This is a genomic window from Micromonospora sp. NPDC049107 (assembly GCF_040648595.1).
Taxonomy (GTDB): domain Bacteria; phylum Actinomycetota; class Actinomycetes; order Mycobacteriales; family Micromonosporaceae; genus Micromonospora.
This window is the reverse complement of record NZ_JBEZEC010000002.1, coordinates 282,252-300,232: the sequence shown is the minus strand read 5'-3', so window position 1 is coordinate 300,232 and position 17,981 is coordinate 282,252. Positions and strand designations below refer to the sequence as shown.

The following is a 17,981-nucleotide window of genomic DNA, read 5'->3' as shown; positions in this document are numbered from 1 at the left end:
CCGGGCAGCCCAACCTGCGCCGAGATCGCCGCGCTGGAGCGGCCCGACCCCCAGGTTCCCGCAAACCGGGCTGTCGGCGCGCTCAGGACGCCCCCACTTCCCTGAACCCGAGTCGATCGTGAACGTTGATCCACACCAGGTCGCCGACGTGGCGGCAACCGGGCGGTCGGACACCGCCAGATCGGCGATCTGGAGTTGACCATGCGCGGCTTCAGTGGCTGTCCGTCCGTCTCACGCGCCGACGACGTCACGTACCGACAGCCTCACGCGCCGACGACGTCACGTACCGACGACGTCACGTACCGACGGCGTCACGCGCCGACGGCCTCACGCACCGACGGCGTCACGCACCGACGGCGTCACGCGCCGACGGCCTCACGCACCGACGGCGTCACGCACCGACGGCGTCACGCGCCGACGGCCTCACGTGCCGACGGCGTCTGACGTCAGACGGGGGAGCGTGCGGCGAGCAGCGCCGCCGGTGTCGCGCCGGCGAACTGGTGGAAGTCCCGGATGAGGTGCGACTGGTCGTAATAGCCACATCGGACGGCCACCTCGGCCCAGTCGACGGCCCGTCCACGTCCGGGCGGCGATCCGGTCGCGGCGGCATCGCGCAGCGCCGCGCGCGCGTGTTGGAAGCGCATCAACCGGGCCGCCGTCTTCGGTGGCAGGCCGACGTCCTCCCGGAACCGGGCCGCCAGATGTCGCCGGCTCCACCCCAGCTCGGCGGCGAGCTCGCCGACAGCGCCGCGCCCACCGCTCGCCGTGAGCCATCGCCAGGCCCAGTCGAGGCGGGCGTCGACGGGTGGGGACGCCGCCAGGCGGTCGGCGAGTGCCGCGTCCAGGAGCGCGAAGCGCTGCGGCCAGCCCCCGGCGTCGGCGAGCCGGCCCCGCAGCCGGTCGAGCCAGCCGCCCGGGAGCTGATCGAGGCCCACCGCCCGGTTGGTCAGCTCGACCAGCGGCAGCCCGAGGACACGCCGGGCGGTCAGCGGCGTCAGCAGCAGCTCCACGCCCTCCCCCACGCCCACCGTGCGGGTGGTGCACCAGCCGTCGAAGGTGCCGGCCACGAACGAGTCCACCCGCTCGACCCCGCGCTCGGCGCCGCGCGGATCGGCCACGTCCAGCGGCGCACCCCAGCCCAGGATCAGCACCACGAAGGCACCAGCGGTCTCCCGGCGGACCAGGGGGACGTCCGCGCGTTCCCGGTAGCCGATGTACCGGTCGACGAACGGACGCAGACGGAGCTCGGGCACTCCGAGGACCAGTTCGTCGTCGATCGGCGTCATCGCACCCGACCGCCCTTCCCGCTCGCCGCACGAACCAACCACCCACCCGGCGCGTGGCCGAGACACGCCCGCCCATGCCGGTCAAGGGTGACCAGCTCGGCACGGAGATCAACCGCGAGCGGCTGCCGGGCGCTCCACACCACAACCACGCGCGGTCACACCGGGCCCGCCCACGCCAAGCGCAAACCGTGCCACACCCGCCCACACCAAGCGCCAACCGTGCCACACCCGCCCACGCCGCTCGTGACCGTGTCGGTCGTGCGTGGGCGGGCCCGGCTGTCACTTCACGCCGGCGGCGTCCATCCCGCGTAGCTCCTTCTTCAGGTCGGCGACCTCGTCGCGGATCCGCGCCGCCAGCTCGAACTGCAGCTCACGGGCGGCGGCCAGCATCTGGTCGTTGAGCTCCTGGATGAGCTGGGCGAGGTCGGCGCGGGCCATCCCCTCCCGCGACGTGGTGGCGGCGGTCGACCGGCTGCGACTGCGCGTCTCCTTGACCGGCGCCTTACCCCGGGAGAGCTGGCGGACCGCACCGCCGACCCGGGAGCTCTCGGTGTCCTCCGCCTCGCGGTAGATGTCGTCCAGGATGTCGTGGATCTTCTTGCGCAGCGGCTCCGGACTGATGCCGTGCGCCTCGTTGTGCGCGATCTGCTTGGCGCGACGCCGGTCGGTCTCGTCGATCGCCGCCGCCATCGACGGCGTGATCTTGTCGGCGTACATGTGCACCTGGCCCGAGACGTTACGGGCGGCCCGCCCGATGGTCTGGATCAGGGACCGGCCACTGCGCAGGAAGCCCTCCTTGTCGGCGTCGAGGATCGCCACCAGTGACACCTCGGGCAGGTCCAGACCCTCACGGAGCAGGTTGATGCCGACCAGCACGTCGTACTCACCCTTGCGCAGCTCACGCAGCAGCTCGACCCGGCGCAGCGTGTCGACCTCGGAGTGCAGGTAACGCACCCGGACGCCGTTCTCCAGCAGGTAGTCCGACAGGTCCTCGGCCATCTTCTTGGTCAGCGTCGTGACGAGCACCCGCTCGTCCCGGTCGGTCCGCAGCTTGATCTCGTGCATGAGGTCGTCGATCTGGCCCTTGGTCGGCTTGATCACGACCTCCGGATCGACCAGACCGGTGGGGCGGATGACCTGCTCGACGAACTCGCCCTGGGCCTGCTCCAACTCCCACGTGCCGGGGGTCGCGGAGAGGCAGACCATCTGGCCGACCCGCTCCAGGAACTCGTCGAACCGCAGCGGCCGGTTGTCGGCCGCGCTGGGCAGCCGGAACCCGTGGTCGATGAGCATCCGCTTACGGGAGGCGTCACCCTCGTACATGCTGCCGATCTGCGGGATCGTCACGTGCGACTCGTCGACCACGGTGAGGAAGTCGTCCGGGAAGTAGTCGAGCAGGCAGTGCGGTGGGCTGCCGGGCAGCCGCCCGTCCATGTGCATCGAGTAGTTCTCAATGCCGGAGCAGAAGCCCACCTGGCGCATCATCTCGATGTCGTACGTCGTGCGCATCCGCAGTCGCTGCGCCTCCAGCAGCTTGCCCTGGCGCTCCAGCTCGGCCAGCCGCTCGGCCAGCTCCGCCTCGATGTCGCGGATGGCCCGCTCCATCCGCTCCGGGCCCGCCGCGTAGTGCGTCGCCGGGAAGATCACCAACTGGTCGACCTCGCGGACCACGTCACCGGTCAGCGGGTTGAGGTAGTAGAGCTTCTCCACCTCGTCGCCGAACAGCTCGATGCGGACCGCCAACTCCTCGTACGCCGGGATGATCTCCAACGTGTCACCGCGGACCCGGAACGTGCCTCGCTGGAAGGCCATGTCGTTGCGCGTGTACTGGATGTCGACGAGCCGGCGCAGCAACTGGTCGCGGTCGAGATCCTGACCGACCTTCACCTTCACCGCCCGGTCCAGGTACTCCTCCGGGGTGCCCAGGCCGTAGATCGCCGAGACGGTGGCGACCACGATCACGTCACGCCGGGTGAGCAGCGACATCGTCGCCGAGTGCCGCAGTCGCTCGACCTCCTCGTTGATCGAGGAGTCCTTCTCGATGTAGGTGTCGGTCTGCGGGATGTACGCCTCGGGCTGGTAGTAGTCGTAGTACGACACGAAGTACTCGACCGCGTTGTGCGGCATCAGCTCGCTGAACTCCTTGGCGAGCTGCGCGCAGAGCGTCTTGTTCGGGGCGAGCACCAGGGTCGGGCGCTGCAGCCGCTCGATGAGCCACGCGGTGGTGGCGCTCTTGCCGGTGCCGGTCGCGCCGAGGAGCACCGAGGTCCGGTCGCCGCGCCGCACCCGGCGCTCAAGGTCGTCGATGGCGGCCGGCTGGTCGCCGGCCGGCTGGTATTCGCTGACGACCTGGAAGCGGCCGTCGAGCCGAGGAATGTCGAGCGCCATGACATCAACGGTACGCCGAAGGTCCGACATGTTCGGCCGTCGCGCAGGGTACGTGATCGGCTTCAATATTCCCATTGTGTGGCCCATGTCACCGGGACTACCCTCTTCGTGTAGGCCGCTCGCGGCGGCCGACCGGGCCGGTGGCCAGGCCGTCACATCACGGCCGGCCGCCCCCGGCACAGCGGTCGCAGCACCCGGCTCGTCCGGCGTGCGCACCCGTGTGGTCGCGCTCACGGCGCAGACCGGCCGCCGCGAGCGCCCCTGCTCCGCACTCCGGGCTCGTCACCCGATGCCGTCCCACCCGTTTCACATCCGTGGACACCTCTGGAGCCCCGGCGCCCTCCCCCGACACCACCCGGGTCGGCATCCCGGACCGCAGGGCTCGGCACGGCGTCAGGGACGGCCGGCCCAGCCGCGCCGAGGTCAGGGACCGGAGCACCCCCGTCGGCGATACCGGCCGCGGCGTCGGGTCGGCCCAGGCCAGGCGACGCCGGCGTACGCTGCTGCTCCTGCTCGCCCTGACCGCCGTGACGTCGGCGTCGGCGCTGGTGCTCGGGCTGCTGAGTTGGGCGCCCGACCCACCCACGCCGGCCCGGCCGCTGACCGTCGCCGAGGCCGAGCGGCTGGCCGCCATGCGGGTCACCAACCTGCGGGACCTGCGCGCCGGTGTGCGCGTCACCGCCGGCGAGGGCACCGCCCGTACCGAGCTGGTGGGCTGGGTGGACTGGTCGCGTTCCCTGCTCTACCTGGACGTCGGCGGGCCGGGGGCGGGCGCCGACCGGGGCCTGGTGCAGAGCGCCGGCCCGGTCCTGGTGGTCCGGCCGGACCCGACGGCCGTACCCACCCCGGCCGCGCCTCCGCTGGTGCCGCCGACGGACCGCTGGCGGCTGCGTCACCTGACACCCGGCACGCGCCTGGCGTCGGTCCTCGACCTGCTCCTCGGCCTCGCCGCCGACCGCCCGGACCCGATCCCGACCGCCGGTGACGCGCGCTGGATCGCCCAGGAGGTGGTCACGGCCGGGACGCTGGACGTCCTCCAGGCGTCGCTGGGCGCCGCGACGCCCACCGCCGCCAGCACCGCGGCAGCCGCCAGCACCGCGGCAACCGCCAGCACCGCGGCAACCGCCAGCACCGCGGCAACCGCCAGCACCGCGGCAACCGCCAGCACCGCGGCAGCCGCCAGCATCGCGGCCGGCACGCCGGCGGCCGGCAGCCACGAGGCCCGGTACTGGCTCGACCGGGACGGCCGACTGCACAAGCTGGTGACACGTCTACCCGGCGTCGGACCGCTCACGGTGCTCCTCGACCGGATCGACCGTCCCACGCTGCATCCGGTGGACGCGCTCGGCGGCCGACCCGGCCTGCCCCGGGCGCTCACGGAGGCCGAGCAGCGGAGGTGGAACGCGCTGCCGGCCCGGCTGCGCGGCCAGGGCGGCGCCACGCTGACGCTGGCCGCGCCGGTGGGCGTCGAGGTCAACCTGCGGGGCGCCGGTTGGCTGGGCTGGTCCGCCCGTACCGCCTACCTGGCGGTCGCCGACCTGGGCGTACCCGATCGCCGGACCCTCCTGCACCGCGACGCCGCCGGCCTGTCCCGTACCGACGTGCCCGCCGACGCCGGTGGCGGTGGCACGGCCGAGACGCCCGGTCGGCCGCCGTTCCCGGTCCCCGCCGGCACGTGGCGGACCACCCGGTCCGCCCGCGACGACCTGGACCTGCTGGTCGACGCCGCGGTGGCCGCCGCCGACCCGGCGGCCCGGCGTGGCGCCCCCGTGCGCCTCCGTGAGGACCTCGCCGACGGGCGGACGGTGGACGTCGTGGAGTTCCGCAGCGGCGCCGCGCGGCTGCGCTACTGGATCGACCGGGACGGGTTGCTGCGCCGGGTGGAGCTGCTCACCGGCCCCGGCGCGTGGGCACAGCTGGACCTCTCTCCCGCCGTGGTGCCCCGCCTCCCGCCGCCACCGCGCGCCACCGGTCGACCGCCCGCAACACGCTGACCAGGGGTCAGGGCCGCCAGTCGGTCTGCGCGGCCCATCGCTCGGCCCGCAGGTGCTCCTCGTCGAACCAGGGGTCGCGGGCCGTGCCGGAGTCACCGACGTGCGGCGCCGCGTCCACCAGATCGCGCTTGAGCAGCAGGTACGCCGCCCGTCGATCCGGGTCGGCGCGCAGGTGGTCCCGCACCAGCAACGCGTACCGCCAGCCGGGCGAGTCCGCCGCCCGTACGTGCAGCCGCACCGGGCGACCTGGGTCGGCGCTGCCGTGCAGCCGCTTCTCCCACCGCCCCCGGCCGGCCGGACGCGGATCGTCCCACCAGTGCCCCGGGACCCGGGGGAACCCCGCGCCCGCCAGCCGCTCGGCCAGCGGCCCGTCGGCGTCCGCGAGGCTGGGCACGGCGAGCTGCACGTCGATGACGTCGGCGGCGGCCAGGCCGGGCACCGCCGTCGCGCCGATGTGGTCGATCCGCAGGTCCGCCGGGGCGACCGCGTGGCGGATCCGGGCGGCCAACCGCGCGTACTGCTCGGGCCAGCTCGCGTCGGCCTCCGCCGCGTCGTCGCGCGCGGGCGGCGACGCGACCCGCCGCTGCCGCAGATTGTGCTCGTAGGGTCGCAGCCGCTGCCGCCACAGCGTGTCCACGGCGTCGTGCAGCGCCGCCAGGCTGCCGTCGTTGGTCACCACCACGTCGGCGACCGCCCGCCGGCGATCGTCGTCGGCCTGCGCGGCGATCCGCCGCTCGGCCTCCGCGCGGGTCATGCCCCGGTCGCGCGTCAGTCGCTCCAGCCGGGTCCGCACGGCCGTCTGCACCACGACCACCAGGTGGTACGTCGGCGCGAGCCCCACCTCCACCAGCAGCGGTACGTCGTTGACGACGATCGCGTCCGGCGCCGCCGCCGCGACCAGCTCGGCGGTACGCGCCCGTACCCGCGGGTGGGTGATCGCCTCCAGCCGGCGGCGGGCGGCCTCGTCGGAGAACACCAGCGCGCCCAGCGCGGCGCGGTCCAGCGCGCCGTCGGCGTCCAGTACCCCGGCGGAGAAGGCGGTGACGATCTCCGCGAGGCCCTCGGTGCCCGGCGCGACGACCTCCCGGGCGACCTGGTCGGCATCGACGAGCACCGCGCCCAACTCCACCAACCGCGCGGCCACCGCGCTCTTGCCCGACCCGATCCCGCCGGTCAAACCCACCCTCAGCACCAGGACAGTCAACCGGATCGCGGGCCACCGGCCAAACAGGCCCGTCCCGCCCGGTGCCGTCGCACACCCCGGGCCAGACCCCGCGCCGCTCGCGAGAGCGCGGCGCCACGTGCGACACGGCCGGTGGGTACGACGAAGGCCCCGCCTCCGGCGATCCGAGGATCGCGGGAGACGGGGCCTGCCGTCGTTCAGCGGGTCACTTACCGCCGGCGAGCTTCTCCCGCAGAGCGGCGAGCGCCTCGTCGGTGGCCAGGGTGCCGGCCGGCTCCTCGTTCTGCCGGCTCGGGGCCGGGCTGGACGAGGAGGTGGTGCCGCCAGTGGCAGCCGGGACGGCGGGGGCCGGGTTGGCAGCGGCCTCGGCGTCGGCGGCGCGAGAGGTCTGCACCTGCTTGGTGTGGGCCTCCCAACGCTGACGGGCCTCGGCGTACTGGTTCTCCCAGGTCTCGCGCTGCTTGTCGTACCCCTCGAGCCACTCGCCCGTCTCCGGGTCGAAGCCCTCCGGGTAGATGTAGTTGCCCTCGGTGTCGTACGTCGCGGCCATGCCGTAGAGGGTCGGGTCGAAGTGCTCCTCGCCCTCGACGAAGCCCTCGTTGGCCTGCTTGAGCGACAGGGAGATCCGGCGACGCTCGAGGTCGATGTCGATGACCTTGACCATGACCTCGGAGCCGACCTGGACGACCTGCTCCGGGATCTCCACGTGGCGCTCGGCCAGCTCGGAGATGTGGACCAGGCCCTCGATGCCGTCGTCCACCCGGACGAACGCACCGAACGGAACCAGCTTGGTGACCTTACCCGGCACGATCTGCTGGATCGCGTGGGTGCGGGCGAACTGCCGCCACGGGTCCTCCTGCGTCGCCTTCAGCGACAGGGAGACACGCTCGCGGTCCAGGTCGACGTCCAGGACCTCGACCTCGACCTCCTGGCCCACCTCGACGACCTCGGACGGGTGGTCGATGTGCTTCCAGGACAGCTCGGAGACGTGCACCAGACCGTCGACGCCGCCGAGGTCCACGAAAGCGCCGAAGTTGACGATCGAGGACACGACGCCCTTGCGGACCTGGCCCTTCTGCAGCTTGTTGAGGAACTCGGTACGCACCTCGGACTGCGTCTGCTCGAGCCAGGCACGGCGGGACAGCACCACGTTGTTGCGGTTCTTGTCCAGCTCGATGATCTTGGCTTCGAGCTCACGCCCGACGTACGGCTGCAGGTCACGCACGCGCCGCATCTCGACCAGGGACGCGGGCAGGAAGCCGCGCAGGCCGATGTCGAGGATGAGACCACCCTTGACGACCTCGATGACAGAGCCGCGGACGACGCCGTCCTCGTCCTTGATCTTCTCGATCGTGCCCCAGGCCCGCTCGTACTGCGCCCGCTTCTTGGAGAGGATCAGACGCCCCTCCTTGTCCTCCTTCTGGAGGACCAGGGCCTCGATGTGGTCGCCAACCGTCACAACCTCGGCGGGGTCCACGTCGTGCTTGATCGACAACTCACGAGAGGGGATGACACCCTCGGTCTTGTAGCCGATGTCGAGCAGGACCTCGTCCCGATCGACCTTGACGACGGTGCCTTCGACAATGTCGCCGTCGTTGAAGTACTTGATGGTCTCGTCGATCGCGGCGAGGAAAGCCTCCTCGGAACCGAGATCGTCGTGGGTGACCCGGGTGGCGCTCGAGGGGGCCTCGATGCTGCTCGTCATGTGGGCGGTTGCTCCGGTCGGTGGGTTGTCACAGCAGGCTGGTGTGTCGCAGTGACCTGTTCGCGCCAGCGGATCCGCCGCCGGGCACACCGAACGATCGCCTAGTGAGATCATGATGTGGCTCCGACGACCGCGCACCTGCTCCCTGCCGAGGCAACGCGATCCGCGAGCGCATCGTCTAGCCTACCGTGCGCATTACCACAGCGTGCAAGCCCTCCCGCCTCCTCGCCGCGCGATGACCTGCGAAAGCCGAACAATCACCCGGAAATGACCCCTGCTGTCTCGTAGGTCACAGCGGACCCAGCCGTCGGCTGGTCGGACCCGGTTTGACCGACTCGGCTTCCTGGAAACCGGGCCATCCCGCCGCCCCGGAGACCCCGATTTCCCCGAAGCCGGACGCGCCGCCGCACCCAATGGGGTGGGTGGGGCCTAGCGTGAGCGGGTGGATGACGACAGCCGGGTGACCCGGCGCGGCGTGGGTGACGCCGAGGTCCGGCGGGCCAACCGTGGCTGGTGGGACACCGACGCCGACGACTACCAGGCCGAGCACGGCGCGTTCCTCGGCGACGTGGACTTCGTCTGGTGCCCGGAGGGGTTGCGCGAGGCGGACGCCCACCTCCTCGGCGACGTGTCGGGACGACGGGTGCTCGAGGTGGGTTGCGGCGCCGCCGCGGCCGCCCGCTGGCTCGCCACCCAGGGCGCGCGGCCGGTCGCCTTCGACCTGTCCGCCGGCATGTTGCGGCACGCCGCCAAGGCGGCCGAGGCCACCGGGGTACGCGTCCCGCTGGTGCAGGCCGACGCGCTCGCGCTGCCCTTCGCCGACCGGTCGTTCGACGTGGCCTGCACGGCGTTCGGGGCGATCCCGTTCGTGGACGATTCGGCGGCCCTGCTCGCCGAGGTGCACCGGGTGCTGCGTCCGGGCGGCCGGTGGGTGTTCTCGGTGACCCACCCGATGCGCTGGATCTTCCTGGACGACCCCGGCGAGGGCGGGCTGAAGGCCGTGCACTCGTACTTCGACCGCTCCCCCTACGTCGAGCAGGACGAGAACGGCGTGGCGACCTACGTCGAGCAGCACCGGACCCTCGGTGACCGGATCCGGGAACTGGTCGGCGCGGGGTTCCGGCTGCTGGACCTCGTGGAGCCGGAGTGGCCGGAGGGACACGAGGGCATCTGGGGGCAGTGGAGCCCGCTGCGCGGACGGCTCTTCCCCGGCACCGCCATCTTCGTCACCGAGAAGCCCGCGGGGTGAGCGCGTCGCACCCGCGGTCCGACCTGCAGTCCATCGATCGCCGGTAAGCTCGACCCCATGAGCGCCGAGCCGACATCACCTGGCCCCTGGTGTCCGGACCCGATGCGGCAACAGCGTGCCGACTACACGCTGGAGGACCTGCTCACCCTGCCGGACGACGCCCCCCGCGTCGAACTCGTCGCCGGAGTTATCCAGGTGACACCCTCCCCCACCCTGGGCCATCAGAACATCGCCAGCCTGCTGTGGCTCTGGCTACACAGCCACGCGCCGAAGCACCTCGGCGCCGCCCAGGCCATCGGTGTCAGGCTCAGCCACAACACGAGCCGACAGCCCGACGTGCTGTTGCACCGTGCCGGAGTGGCGTCCGCCCGTTCCATCCTGCGATCAGACGACGTCGTACTCGCCGTGGAGGTCGTCTCGCCCGGCACGCGACGGATCGACCGGTTCGCGAAGCCTGGTGAATACGCCGCTGCCGGCATTCCCTTCTACTGGCGGATCGAGCAGGACCCGGTACACGTGTACGCGTACCGGGTCGGTCCGGGCGGTGAGCGGCAGTACGAGCTGGTCGCCGACGGTGCCGACGTGATCGAGCTGACCGAGCCGTTCGACATGAAGCTGTCGATCGCCGAGATCAGGCCGTAGTCGTTTCGCCCCGGCGGGGTCGGGTAGCCGGGGGCATGGCCGAACAGAGATTCCACCAGGGCGACCGTGTCTCCTGGTCGGCCCATGGCAGCCGCGCGTACGGCGTGGTGCAGGGCACGATCACCGAGCGGACGCGGATTCGCGGGCGGGCGGTGAGCGCGGCCCCCAACGACCCGCAGTACCGGGTCCGCAGTGACGGCACGGGCCGCGACGTGGCCCACCGCCCGGAGGCGCTGCGCCATGAGCAGAGCTGACGAGCAGGGCCGGGACACCTACCGGGAGTTCACCGACGCGGTGAACATGAAGCCCGGCGAGCTGTCGACGTGGCTGGAGACCGACGAGTCGAAGCAGGTCGGCTGGCACAAGGGTGGCCGTACCGGTGGCGGCGAGTCGGTCGGGCACGAGTCCGGCCGGAAGATCATCAACCTGCTCCGCCGCAAGCGCGCCGACCTCTCGGAGGCGGACTACAAGCACATGCGCAAGGTGGTCGGCTACGTCCGCCGGCACATGGCGCAGCGCCCGTCCGGCAACGTGCGCGACACGAAGTGGCGCTGGTCCCTGATGAACTGGGGCCACGACCCGATGAAATAGCGACCCCGACCGCCTCCCGCGGACTTCCTGCCACAGGATCCGCACCAGGCGCCGCCAAGATCCGCGCAACTTCGGCGACGTTGCTGCCTCAGACGTCCCGGATGCAGCACTTTCCCCGAAGTTGCGCGGATCATCGCGCATGCCCACCTCGTCGGGTGCGGGTGCCGCGAGAGCGGACGGGCAGCATGCAACCCGACGGGTATGGCTGCGAGAGAAAACGGACAACGACGGGACTACGCCGACCAGGTCGGGGGTTCCGGGGCAGCCCCACGGCGACCAGCGGACAACCGGAAGATCAGTGATCCGCGCTGTTCCAGTCCCGGCCCACGCCGACCGACACCTCCAGCGGCACCGACAGCGGGTACGCCCCGCCCATCTCGCGCCGTACCAGCGCCTCAAGGGCCTCCCGCTCACCGGGCGCGACCTCGAAGACCAGCTCGTCGTGCACCTGCAACAGCATCCGGGAGCGCAGACCGGCGTCGGCGAGCGCGGTGTCGACGTGCAGCATCGCCACCTTGATGATGTCGGCGGCTGATCCCTGGATGGGGGCGTTGAGCGCCATCCGCTCGGCGATGTCGCGGCGCTGCCGGTTGTCGCTCACCAGGTCGGGCAGGTAGCGGCGGCGGCCCAGGATGGTCGAGGTGTAACCGTCCTGGCGGGCCTTGCCGACCACCTGCTGCAGGTAGTCGCGCACCCCGCCGAAGCCCGCGAAGTAGTTCTCCATCAGCCCGCGCGCCTCTTCGGTGCCGATGCTGAGCTGCTGGGACAGGCCGAACGCGCTGAGCCCGTACGCCAGGCCGTAGTTCATCGCCTTGATCTTGCGCCGCTGGTCCGGCGTGACCTCGTCGACCGGCACGCCGAAGACCGACGAGGCGGTGGCGGCGTGGAAGTCGGCCCCGGAGTTGAACGCCTCGATGAGCGCGTCGTCCGAGGAGAGGTGCGCCATGATCCGCATTTCGATCTGGCTGTAGTCGGCGGTGAGCAGGCACTCGTACCCCGCGCCGACCACGAAGGCCCGGCGGATGCGTCGGCCCTCCTCGGTACGGATCGGGATGTTCTGCAGGTTGGGCTCGGTGGAGGAGAGCCGGCCGGTGGCCGCGACCGTCTGGTTGAAAGTGGTGTGGATCCGAGCGTCGTCGGAGACGGACTTGAGTAGACCGTCCACTGTCGACTTGAGCTTGGCGACGTCGCGGTGACGCAGCAGGTGGGCCAGCACCGGGTGCGGCTGCTGCGCGTAGAGCCACTGCAGGGCGTCGGCGTCGGTGGTGTAACCCGTCTTGATCTTCTTGGTCTTCGGCAGGCCCAACTCGGTGAAGAGGATCTCCTGCAACTGCTTGGGCGAGCCGAGGTTGAACTCCCGGCCCACCGCCTCGTACGCGCCCTGGGCGGCGGCCTTCACCTCGGCGGCGAAGTGCGCCTCCAACTCGGAGAGGTAGTCGGTGTCGGCGGCGATGCCGGTGCGCTCCATGCCGGCGAGCACCCGCATCAGCGGCAGCTCCACCCCGGCCATCAGCCGCGCGGACTGCTCGCCGTCCCGGGACAGCTCGGCGTCGATGGAGTCGGCGAGGTCGAGGGTGGCGCGGGCCTGGAGCATGAGGTTCTGCTCGGCCACCCCCTCTTCGCCCAGCCCGTCGAGGGTGAGCTGGCCGGTCTCGGGCACGTCCACCCGCAGCTCGCGGTGCAGGTAGCGCAGGGCCAGGTCGGTCAGGTCGTAGGACCGTTGGTCGGGGCGGGCCAGGTACGCGGCGATCTGGGTGTCACGGGCGATGCCGGCCAGCTCCCAGCCGTGCGCGGCGCAGGCCAGCACCGCGGGCTTGCTGTCATGCAGCACCTTGGGCCGCTGCGCGTCGGCGAGCCAGGACGCGAGGGCGCTCTCGTCGGCGGCGTCGAGCCGGCTGGGGTCGACCCAGGCGGCCGCGCCACCGGCGCTGGCCAGCGCGAGCCCGGTGATTGAGGCGGTGTGCCGGCGGTTGGGGCCGGTGTCGAGCTTGACCGCGAGCCCGACCGGGGTGCCGGTCGGTGCGTGGGCGTCCAGCCAGGCGGCGAGCGCGCCCGACTCGGTGAGCACCTCGCCGGTCAGGTCGAAGCCCGACTCGGCCTCCGGCTCGACGGCCTCCAGGTACTGGTAGAGGCGGTCGCGCAGGATGCGGAACTCGAGGGTGTCGAAGACCTGGTGCACCGCCTCCCGGTCCCACCCTGTCCAGCGGGTGTCCTCCGGGCGCAGCGGCAGCTCCAAATCGGAGACGAGCCGGTTGATCTCGTAGTTGCGGATCACGTCGGCGAGTCGCTCCCGCAGGCTGTCACCGGCCTTGCCCTTGATCTCGTCGGCGCGGGCGATCACGCCCTCCACCCCGCCGTACGTGGTGATCCACTTGGCGGCGGTCTTCGGGCCGACACCGGGCACGCCGGGCAGGTTGTCACTGGTCTCGCCGACCAGCGCGGCGAGGTCCCGATACTGCTGCGGGCCGACGCCGTACTTGGTCTCGATCGCGGCCGGGTCCATCCGGGCCAGGTCGGAGACGCCCTTGCGCGGGTAGAGGACGGTGATCTGGTCGTCGACCAGCTGGAACGCGTCCCGGTCACCGCTGCTGATCAGCACCGACATGCCCTGGTCGCGGGCCTGGCAGGCGAGCGTGGCGATGACGTCGTCGGCCTCGAAGCCCTCCTTCTCCACAACCGGGATCTGGAGGGCGGCCAGGACCTCCTTGACGAGGCTGACCTGGCCCTTGAAGTCGTTGGGGGTCTCGCTGCGGCCGGCCTTGTACTCCGCGTACTGCTCGGTGCGGAAGGACCGCCGGGAGACGTCGAACGCCACGACGATGTGGGTGGGCTGCTCGTCGCGCAGCACGTTGATCAGCATCGAGGTGAAGCCGTACACCGCGTTGGTCGGCTGACCCGTCGTGGTGGAGAAGTTCTCCACGGGCAGGGCGAAGAACGCCCGATATGCCATGGAATGTCCGTCGACGAGGAGCAGGCGCGGCGTCGTAGCTGTCACGGCAGCGACTCTAGTCCGTCGCACCGACAACCCTCGTCGTCGCCTCGCAGACGCGACGAAACGGCCGGCGATCGCCCGCCGGCCGTTTCGTCGTCGGTGACTCAGGCCACCCCGAGGTACGCCTCCTTGACCGCCGGGTCGTGCAGGAGTTCCTGGCCGGTGCCCTCCTTGACGATCCGGCCGGTCTCCAACACGTACCCCCGGTGGGCCCGGGACAGCGCCTGCTGCGCGTTCTGCTCGACCAGCAGGATCGTCGTGCCCTGCTCGTTGATCCGCGTGATGATCTCGAAGATCTGCTGGATCAGCTTGGGCGCCAGCCCCATCGACGGCTCGTCCAGCAGCAGCAGCTTCGGACGGGTCATCAACGCCCGACCCACCGCCAGCATCTGCTGTTCACCGCCGGAGAGCGTGCCACCGGCCTGCTTGCGACGCTCGTGCAGCCGCGGGAACAGCTCGAACACCATCGCCAGGTCCTTGGCGATGTCGGCCCGGTCCTTGCGGGTGTAGGCCCCCATCTCCAGGTTCTCCAGCACGGTCATACCGGGGAAGACGCCGCGCCCCTCGGGCGACTGCCCGATCCCCCGGATCACCCGCAGGTCGGCGCGCAGCCGGCTGACATCGACGCCGTCGAACTTGATGCTGCCGCCGGAGATGGCGTGCAGCCCGGAGATCGCCTTCATCGTCGTGGTCTTGCCGGCGCCGTTCGCACCGATCAGCGCCACGATCTCGCCCTGGTCGACGTGCAGGCTGATGCCGTGCAGCGCCTCGATACGGCCGTAGAGCAGCTTCAGGTTGTCGATCTCAAGCAGCATCCTCGACACCTCCCAGGTACGCGGCGATCACCTTCGGGTCGTCGCGCACCTCGGCCGGCGACCCCTCGGCGATCTTCTGCCCGAACTCCAGCACCACCAGCCGGTCCACCACGCCCATGACCAGTCGCATGTCGTGCTCGATCAGCAGGACGGTGACGCCCGAGTCGCGGATCTTGCGGATCAGCTGGAGCAGGGCCACCTTCTCCGCCGGGTTGAACCCGGCGGCCGGCTCGTCCAGGCAGAGCAGCGTGGGATCGGTCGCCAGCGCTCGGGCGATCTCCAGCCGACGCTGGTCACCGTACGACAGGTTACGGGCCAGGTCGCCGGAGCGACCCTGGATGCCGACGAAGTCCAGCAGCTCAAGGGCCTTGGCCTTGCCCTGCCGCTCCTCCCGCCAGTGCCGCGGCAACCGCAGCAGGGCGCTCGGCACGCTGGTCCTGTGGTTGGCGTCCGCGCCGACCTGCACGTTCTCCAGCGCCGTCATCTCCGGGAAGAGACGGATGTTCTGGAAGGTACGCGCGATCCCGAGCTTGGTGATCTGGAACCGCTTACGGCCACTGACCTTCTCGCCCCGGAACCGGATCTGGCCGGTCGTCGGGGTGTAGACGCCCGTCATCGCGTTGAAGCAGGTCGTCTTGCCCGCGCCGTTCGGCCCGATCAGCCCGAGGATCTCCCCCTCGTAGAGGGTGAAGTTGACGTCGTTGAGGGCAACCACGCCACCGAACCGCAGCGTGACATGGTCGACCTCCAGCAGCGGCTTGCGGCCGTCGACCGGGGTGGCCGGCTCGCTGACGGCCTCGTCCGGCGTCGACGAGGTCTCCGCCGGGCTGCCCACCGTCGTCCGCGCGTCGATCGCCATGTCACGCTCGCTGGTGACGTCGCGCTCGCTACCCATCCGTGGCTCACTCAACGACAGCCACCTCCTTCTGCCGGTCCTTGAGCTCGGCGGCACGCCGCCGGTTCGGCCACAGACCCTGCGGGCGGAAGATCATCACGATGATCAGCAGGACCCCGAAGATGAAGTACCGCAACGACGTCGGGCTGACGTCGAAGTCGTTGCCGAAGACGGTGGCCGTCTCCGGCAGACCGAAGACGTCACCCACCGACCGCAGCCACTCCGGAATGTAGATGACCAGGAAGCCGCCGAGGATCGCGCCACCGATGCTGCCGGCGCCACCGAGCAGCACCGCCGCCAACACCAGAATCGAATTCTCCAGGGAGAACGTGGACGAGTTGACGAAGTTGGCCTGACCGGCCCACAACGTGCCGGACAGTCCGCCGACCGCCGCGCCGATCGCGAACGCCCAGAGCTTGAACCGGAACGTCGGCACGCCCATCAGCTCCGCCGCGTCCTCGTCCTCACGGATCGCCACCCAGGCGCGACCCACCCGGCTGTTGGCCAGGTTCCGGATCAGGAAGACCGCACCGATGATCACGGTGAGCAGCAGCCAGTAGTACGGCTTGAACTCGAACTGGAAGATGGCCGTCCCGTCCGGGTACTTGCCCGGCGGGTGTCCCACCTGCGGGATGCCCCGGTCGCCGTTCAGGACCCAGTCCTGGTTCTTGGCGACGATCCGGATCATCTCCGCGAAACCGAGGGTCACGATCGCCAGATAGTCACCCCGCAGCCGCAGCGTCGGAGCGCCGAGGAGCACACCGGACAACAGCGCCAGCGCGATCGCGATCGGCACCGTGACCAACCACGGCCACGGGCTCTCCAGCCAGTTGTACTCGGTGATGAGCTTGCTCTCCGGCGACGTCAACAACGCCACCGTGTACGCGCCGACGGCGAAGAAGCCGAAGAATCCCAGGTCCAGCAGACCCGCGTAGCCCACCACGACGTTGAGACCGAGCGACAGCAGCACGATCCACGCGCAGTAGAACAGCACCGCCGCCATGTCGTTGCGCGTGGTGTACAGCGGAATCCACAGACCCGGGATGTTCAGGTACTCGTAGAACCACTTGTTCGGCAGGATGTAGAGGAAGGCGAGGAAGGCCAGCAACCCGGTGATCCGGGCGGACTTCGGCAGCCCGTCGACCCGCCGACCGATGGCACTCGAAGCGGAGTGCCAGCGCTCTCGCAGAGCGGTCATGCCCGCGCCCTCCCCAACGACTCGCCCAGCAGGCCGGTCGGCCGGAACATCAGCAGGACGATCAGCACCACGAACGCGATGAGATCCCGCCACTGCGAGCCGAAGAGCGCCGAGCCGTAGTTCTCGACCAGACCCAGCAGGATGCCGCCGATCGCCGCACCCCGCAGGTTGCCGATACCGCCCAGCACTGCGGCGGAGAACGCCTTGAGCCCGAGCAGGAAGCCGATGTTGTAGCGGGTGTTTCCGCTCTTCATGTCACTGAAGACGGCGGCGACGCCGGCCATCAGACCGCCCAGCACGAAGACCAACGCGATCACTCGGCTCTTGTTGACACCCATCAGCGCGGCGGTGTTGGCGTCCTGCGCCACGGCGCGGATGCCCTTGCCGAACCGGGTCTTGTTAACGAACCAGTCCAACCCCACCATCATGATGATGGCCACGCTCAGCGTCAGCATCTGCACCGGCGTGACGCTCCAGCCACCGATCTTGAACAGCGTGTCGGCGGGCAGCAGGGCCGGGGCGCCGATCTGACGCCGCTGGGTCAGCGTTCCCATCAGCTCCATCAGCGCGTACGAGGCGCCGATGGCCGTGATCAGGAAGGCCAGCGGCGGCGCGTTACGCCGTCGCAGCGGCCGATATGCGGTAACCTCGATGAGCAGAGCGACACTGCCGGACAGCAGCGCCGCGACGACGATCGCCAGCGCGATCAGCAGCAGCGAGCGGCCTACCGACGGAGCGCCGCTGTTACTGTCGAGCCCGAAGGCCGCCCAGGTCCAGATGGCACCGAACGTGCCGATCATGAAGACCTCGGAGTGCGCGAAGTTGATCAGGCGGAGTACGCCGTAGACGAGGGTGTAGCCGAGGGCGATGAGCGCGTAGATCGCGCCTTGCACCAACCCGGTTGTGGTCAGTTCCGGGAAGCCCCGGACGAGTTCTGCAAAGTCCACCGATGCTCCGAAGGGTGTTGCGTTGAGCCAATGCGGCCGGGATTTCGCAACCCCGGCCGCATTGAGACAACTCTTATCGTCACGCCCTCAAACCTG

The 17,981-nt window shown here is 70.7% G+C and carries 14 protein-coding genes; 5 read left to right on the top strand and 9 right to left on the bottom strand.

What is annotated here, in order from left to right; translation table 11 throughout:
- Window positions 1-446: 446 nt before the first annotated feature.
- Complete coding sequence (locus AB0B55_RS06530) at window positions 447-1,286, bottom strand: helix-turn-helix domain-containing protein (protein WP_357170810.1); 840 nt, start codon at window positions 1,284-1,286, stop codon at window positions 447-449.
- Between the two features lie 279 nt (window positions 1,287-1,565).
- Window positions 1,566-3,674 carry an excinuclease ABC subunit UvrB gene (uvrB, locus tag AB0B55_RS06525; protein ID WP_357170808.1) on the bottom strand — a complete coding sequence of 703 codons (2,109 nt, stop codon included), beginning with the start codon at window positions 3,672-3,674 and terminating at the stop codon, window positions 1,566-1,568.
- A gap of 314 nt (window positions 3,675-3,988) precedes the next feature.
- On the opposite strand from uvrB, the gene AB0B55_RS06520 reads away from it, so the two are divergent.
- The gene (locus AB0B55_RS06520) at window positions 3,989-5,668 is read left to right on the top strand and encodes a hypothetical protein (RefSeq protein ID WP_357170806.1); all 1,680 of its coding nucleotides are present in this window, start codon (window positions 3,989-3,991) and stop codon (window positions 5,666-5,668) included.
- Between the two features lie 7 nt (window positions 5,669-5,675).
- Here the strand turns inward: AB0B55_RS06520 and coaE are convergent, their stop codons facing one another.
- Together coaE and rpsA are read right to left on the bottom strand one after the other, a co-directional pair.
- A complete protein-coding gene (gene coaE / locus AB0B55_RS06515; protein WP_357170804.1) occupies window positions 5,676-6,860 on the bottom strand; it encodes a dephospho-CoA kinase in 1,185 nt (394 codons plus the stop codon).
- A 196-nt stretch (window positions 6,861-7,056) separates the two neighbouring features.
- A complete protein-coding gene (rpsA, locus tag AB0B55_RS06510; RefSeq protein WP_357127222.1) occupies window positions 7,057-8,556 on the bottom strand; it encodes a 30S ribosomal protein S1 in 1,500 nt (499 codons plus the stop codon).
- A 442-nt stretch (window positions 8,557-8,998) separates the two neighbouring features.
- On the opposite strand from rpsA, the gene AB0B55_RS06505 reads away from it, so the two are divergent.
- From AB0B55_RS06505 to AB0B55_RS06490, 4 genes are all read left to right on the top strand, one after another.
- The gene (locus AB0B55_RS06505; protein ID WP_357127219.1) at window positions 8,999-9,805 is read left to right on the top strand and encodes a class I SAM-dependent methyltransferase; all 807 of its coding nucleotides are present in this window, start codon (window positions 8,999-9,001) and stop codon (window positions 9,803-9,805) included.
- Between the two features lie 102 nt (window positions 9,806-9,907).
- The gene (locus AB0B55_RS06500) at window positions 9,908-10,447 is read left to right on the top strand and encodes a Uma2 family endonuclease (RefSeq protein WP_357170802.1); all 540 of its coding nucleotides are present in this window, start codon (window positions 9,908-9,910) and stop codon (window positions 10,445-10,447) included.
- Window positions 10,448-10,482: 35 nt separating this feature from the next.
- Entirely contained in the window at window positions 10,483-10,701 is a 219-nt protein-coding gene (locus tag AB0B55_RS06495; RefSeq protein WP_357127213.1) for a DUF2945 domain-containing protein, read from the top strand.
- Complete coding sequence (locus tag AB0B55_RS06490) at window positions 10,688-11,038, top strand: DUF3140 domain-containing protein (protein WP_357170800.1); 351 nt, start codon at window positions 10,688-10,690, stop codon at window positions 11,036-11,038. The genes AB0B55_RS06495 and AB0B55_RS06490 overlap by 14 nt, the downstream gene beginning before the upstream one ends.
- A 295-nt stretch (window positions 11,039-11,333) precedes the next feature.
- Here the strand turns inward: AB0B55_RS06490 and polA are convergent, their stop codons facing one another.
- The 5 genes from polA to AB0B55_RS06465 all read right to left on the bottom strand — a co-directional run bounded on the left by polA (window position 11,334) and on the right by AB0B55_RS06465 (window position 17,885).
- Entirely contained in the window at window positions 11,334-14,033 is a 2,700-nt protein-coding gene (gene polA, locus AB0B55_RS06485) for a DNA polymerase I (RefSeq protein ID WP_357127207.1), read from the bottom strand.
- Window positions 14,034-14,134: 101 nt separating this feature from the next.
- Entirely contained in the window at window positions 14,135-14,845 is a 711-nt protein-coding gene (locus AB0B55_RS06480; RefSeq protein WP_357170798.1) for an ABC transporter ATP-binding protein, read from the bottom strand.
- Entirely contained in the window at window positions 14,835-15,755 is a 921-nt protein-coding gene (locus AB0B55_RS06475; RefSeq protein ID WP_357127201.1) for an ABC transporter ATP-binding protein, read from the bottom strand. The genes AB0B55_RS06480 and AB0B55_RS06475 overlap by 11 nt, the downstream gene beginning before the upstream one ends.
- Window positions 15,748-16,938: a branched-chain amino acid ABC transporter permease gene (locus AB0B55_RS06470; protein ID WP_357127198.1), complete on the bottom strand. Its 1,191-nt coding sequence runs from the start codon at window positions 16,936-16,938 to the stop codon at window positions 15,748-15,750. Before AB0B55_RS06470 ends, AB0B55_RS06475 begins: the two co-directional genes overlap by 8 nt.
- A complete protein-coding gene (locus tag AB0B55_RS06465) occupies window positions 16,935-17,885 on the bottom strand; it encodes a branched-chain amino acid ABC transporter permease (protein ID WP_357127195.1) in 951 nt (316 codons plus the stop codon). Before AB0B55_RS06465 ends, AB0B55_RS06470 begins: the two co-directional genes overlap by 4 nt.
- Window positions 17,886-17,981: the final 96 nt, after the last annotated feature.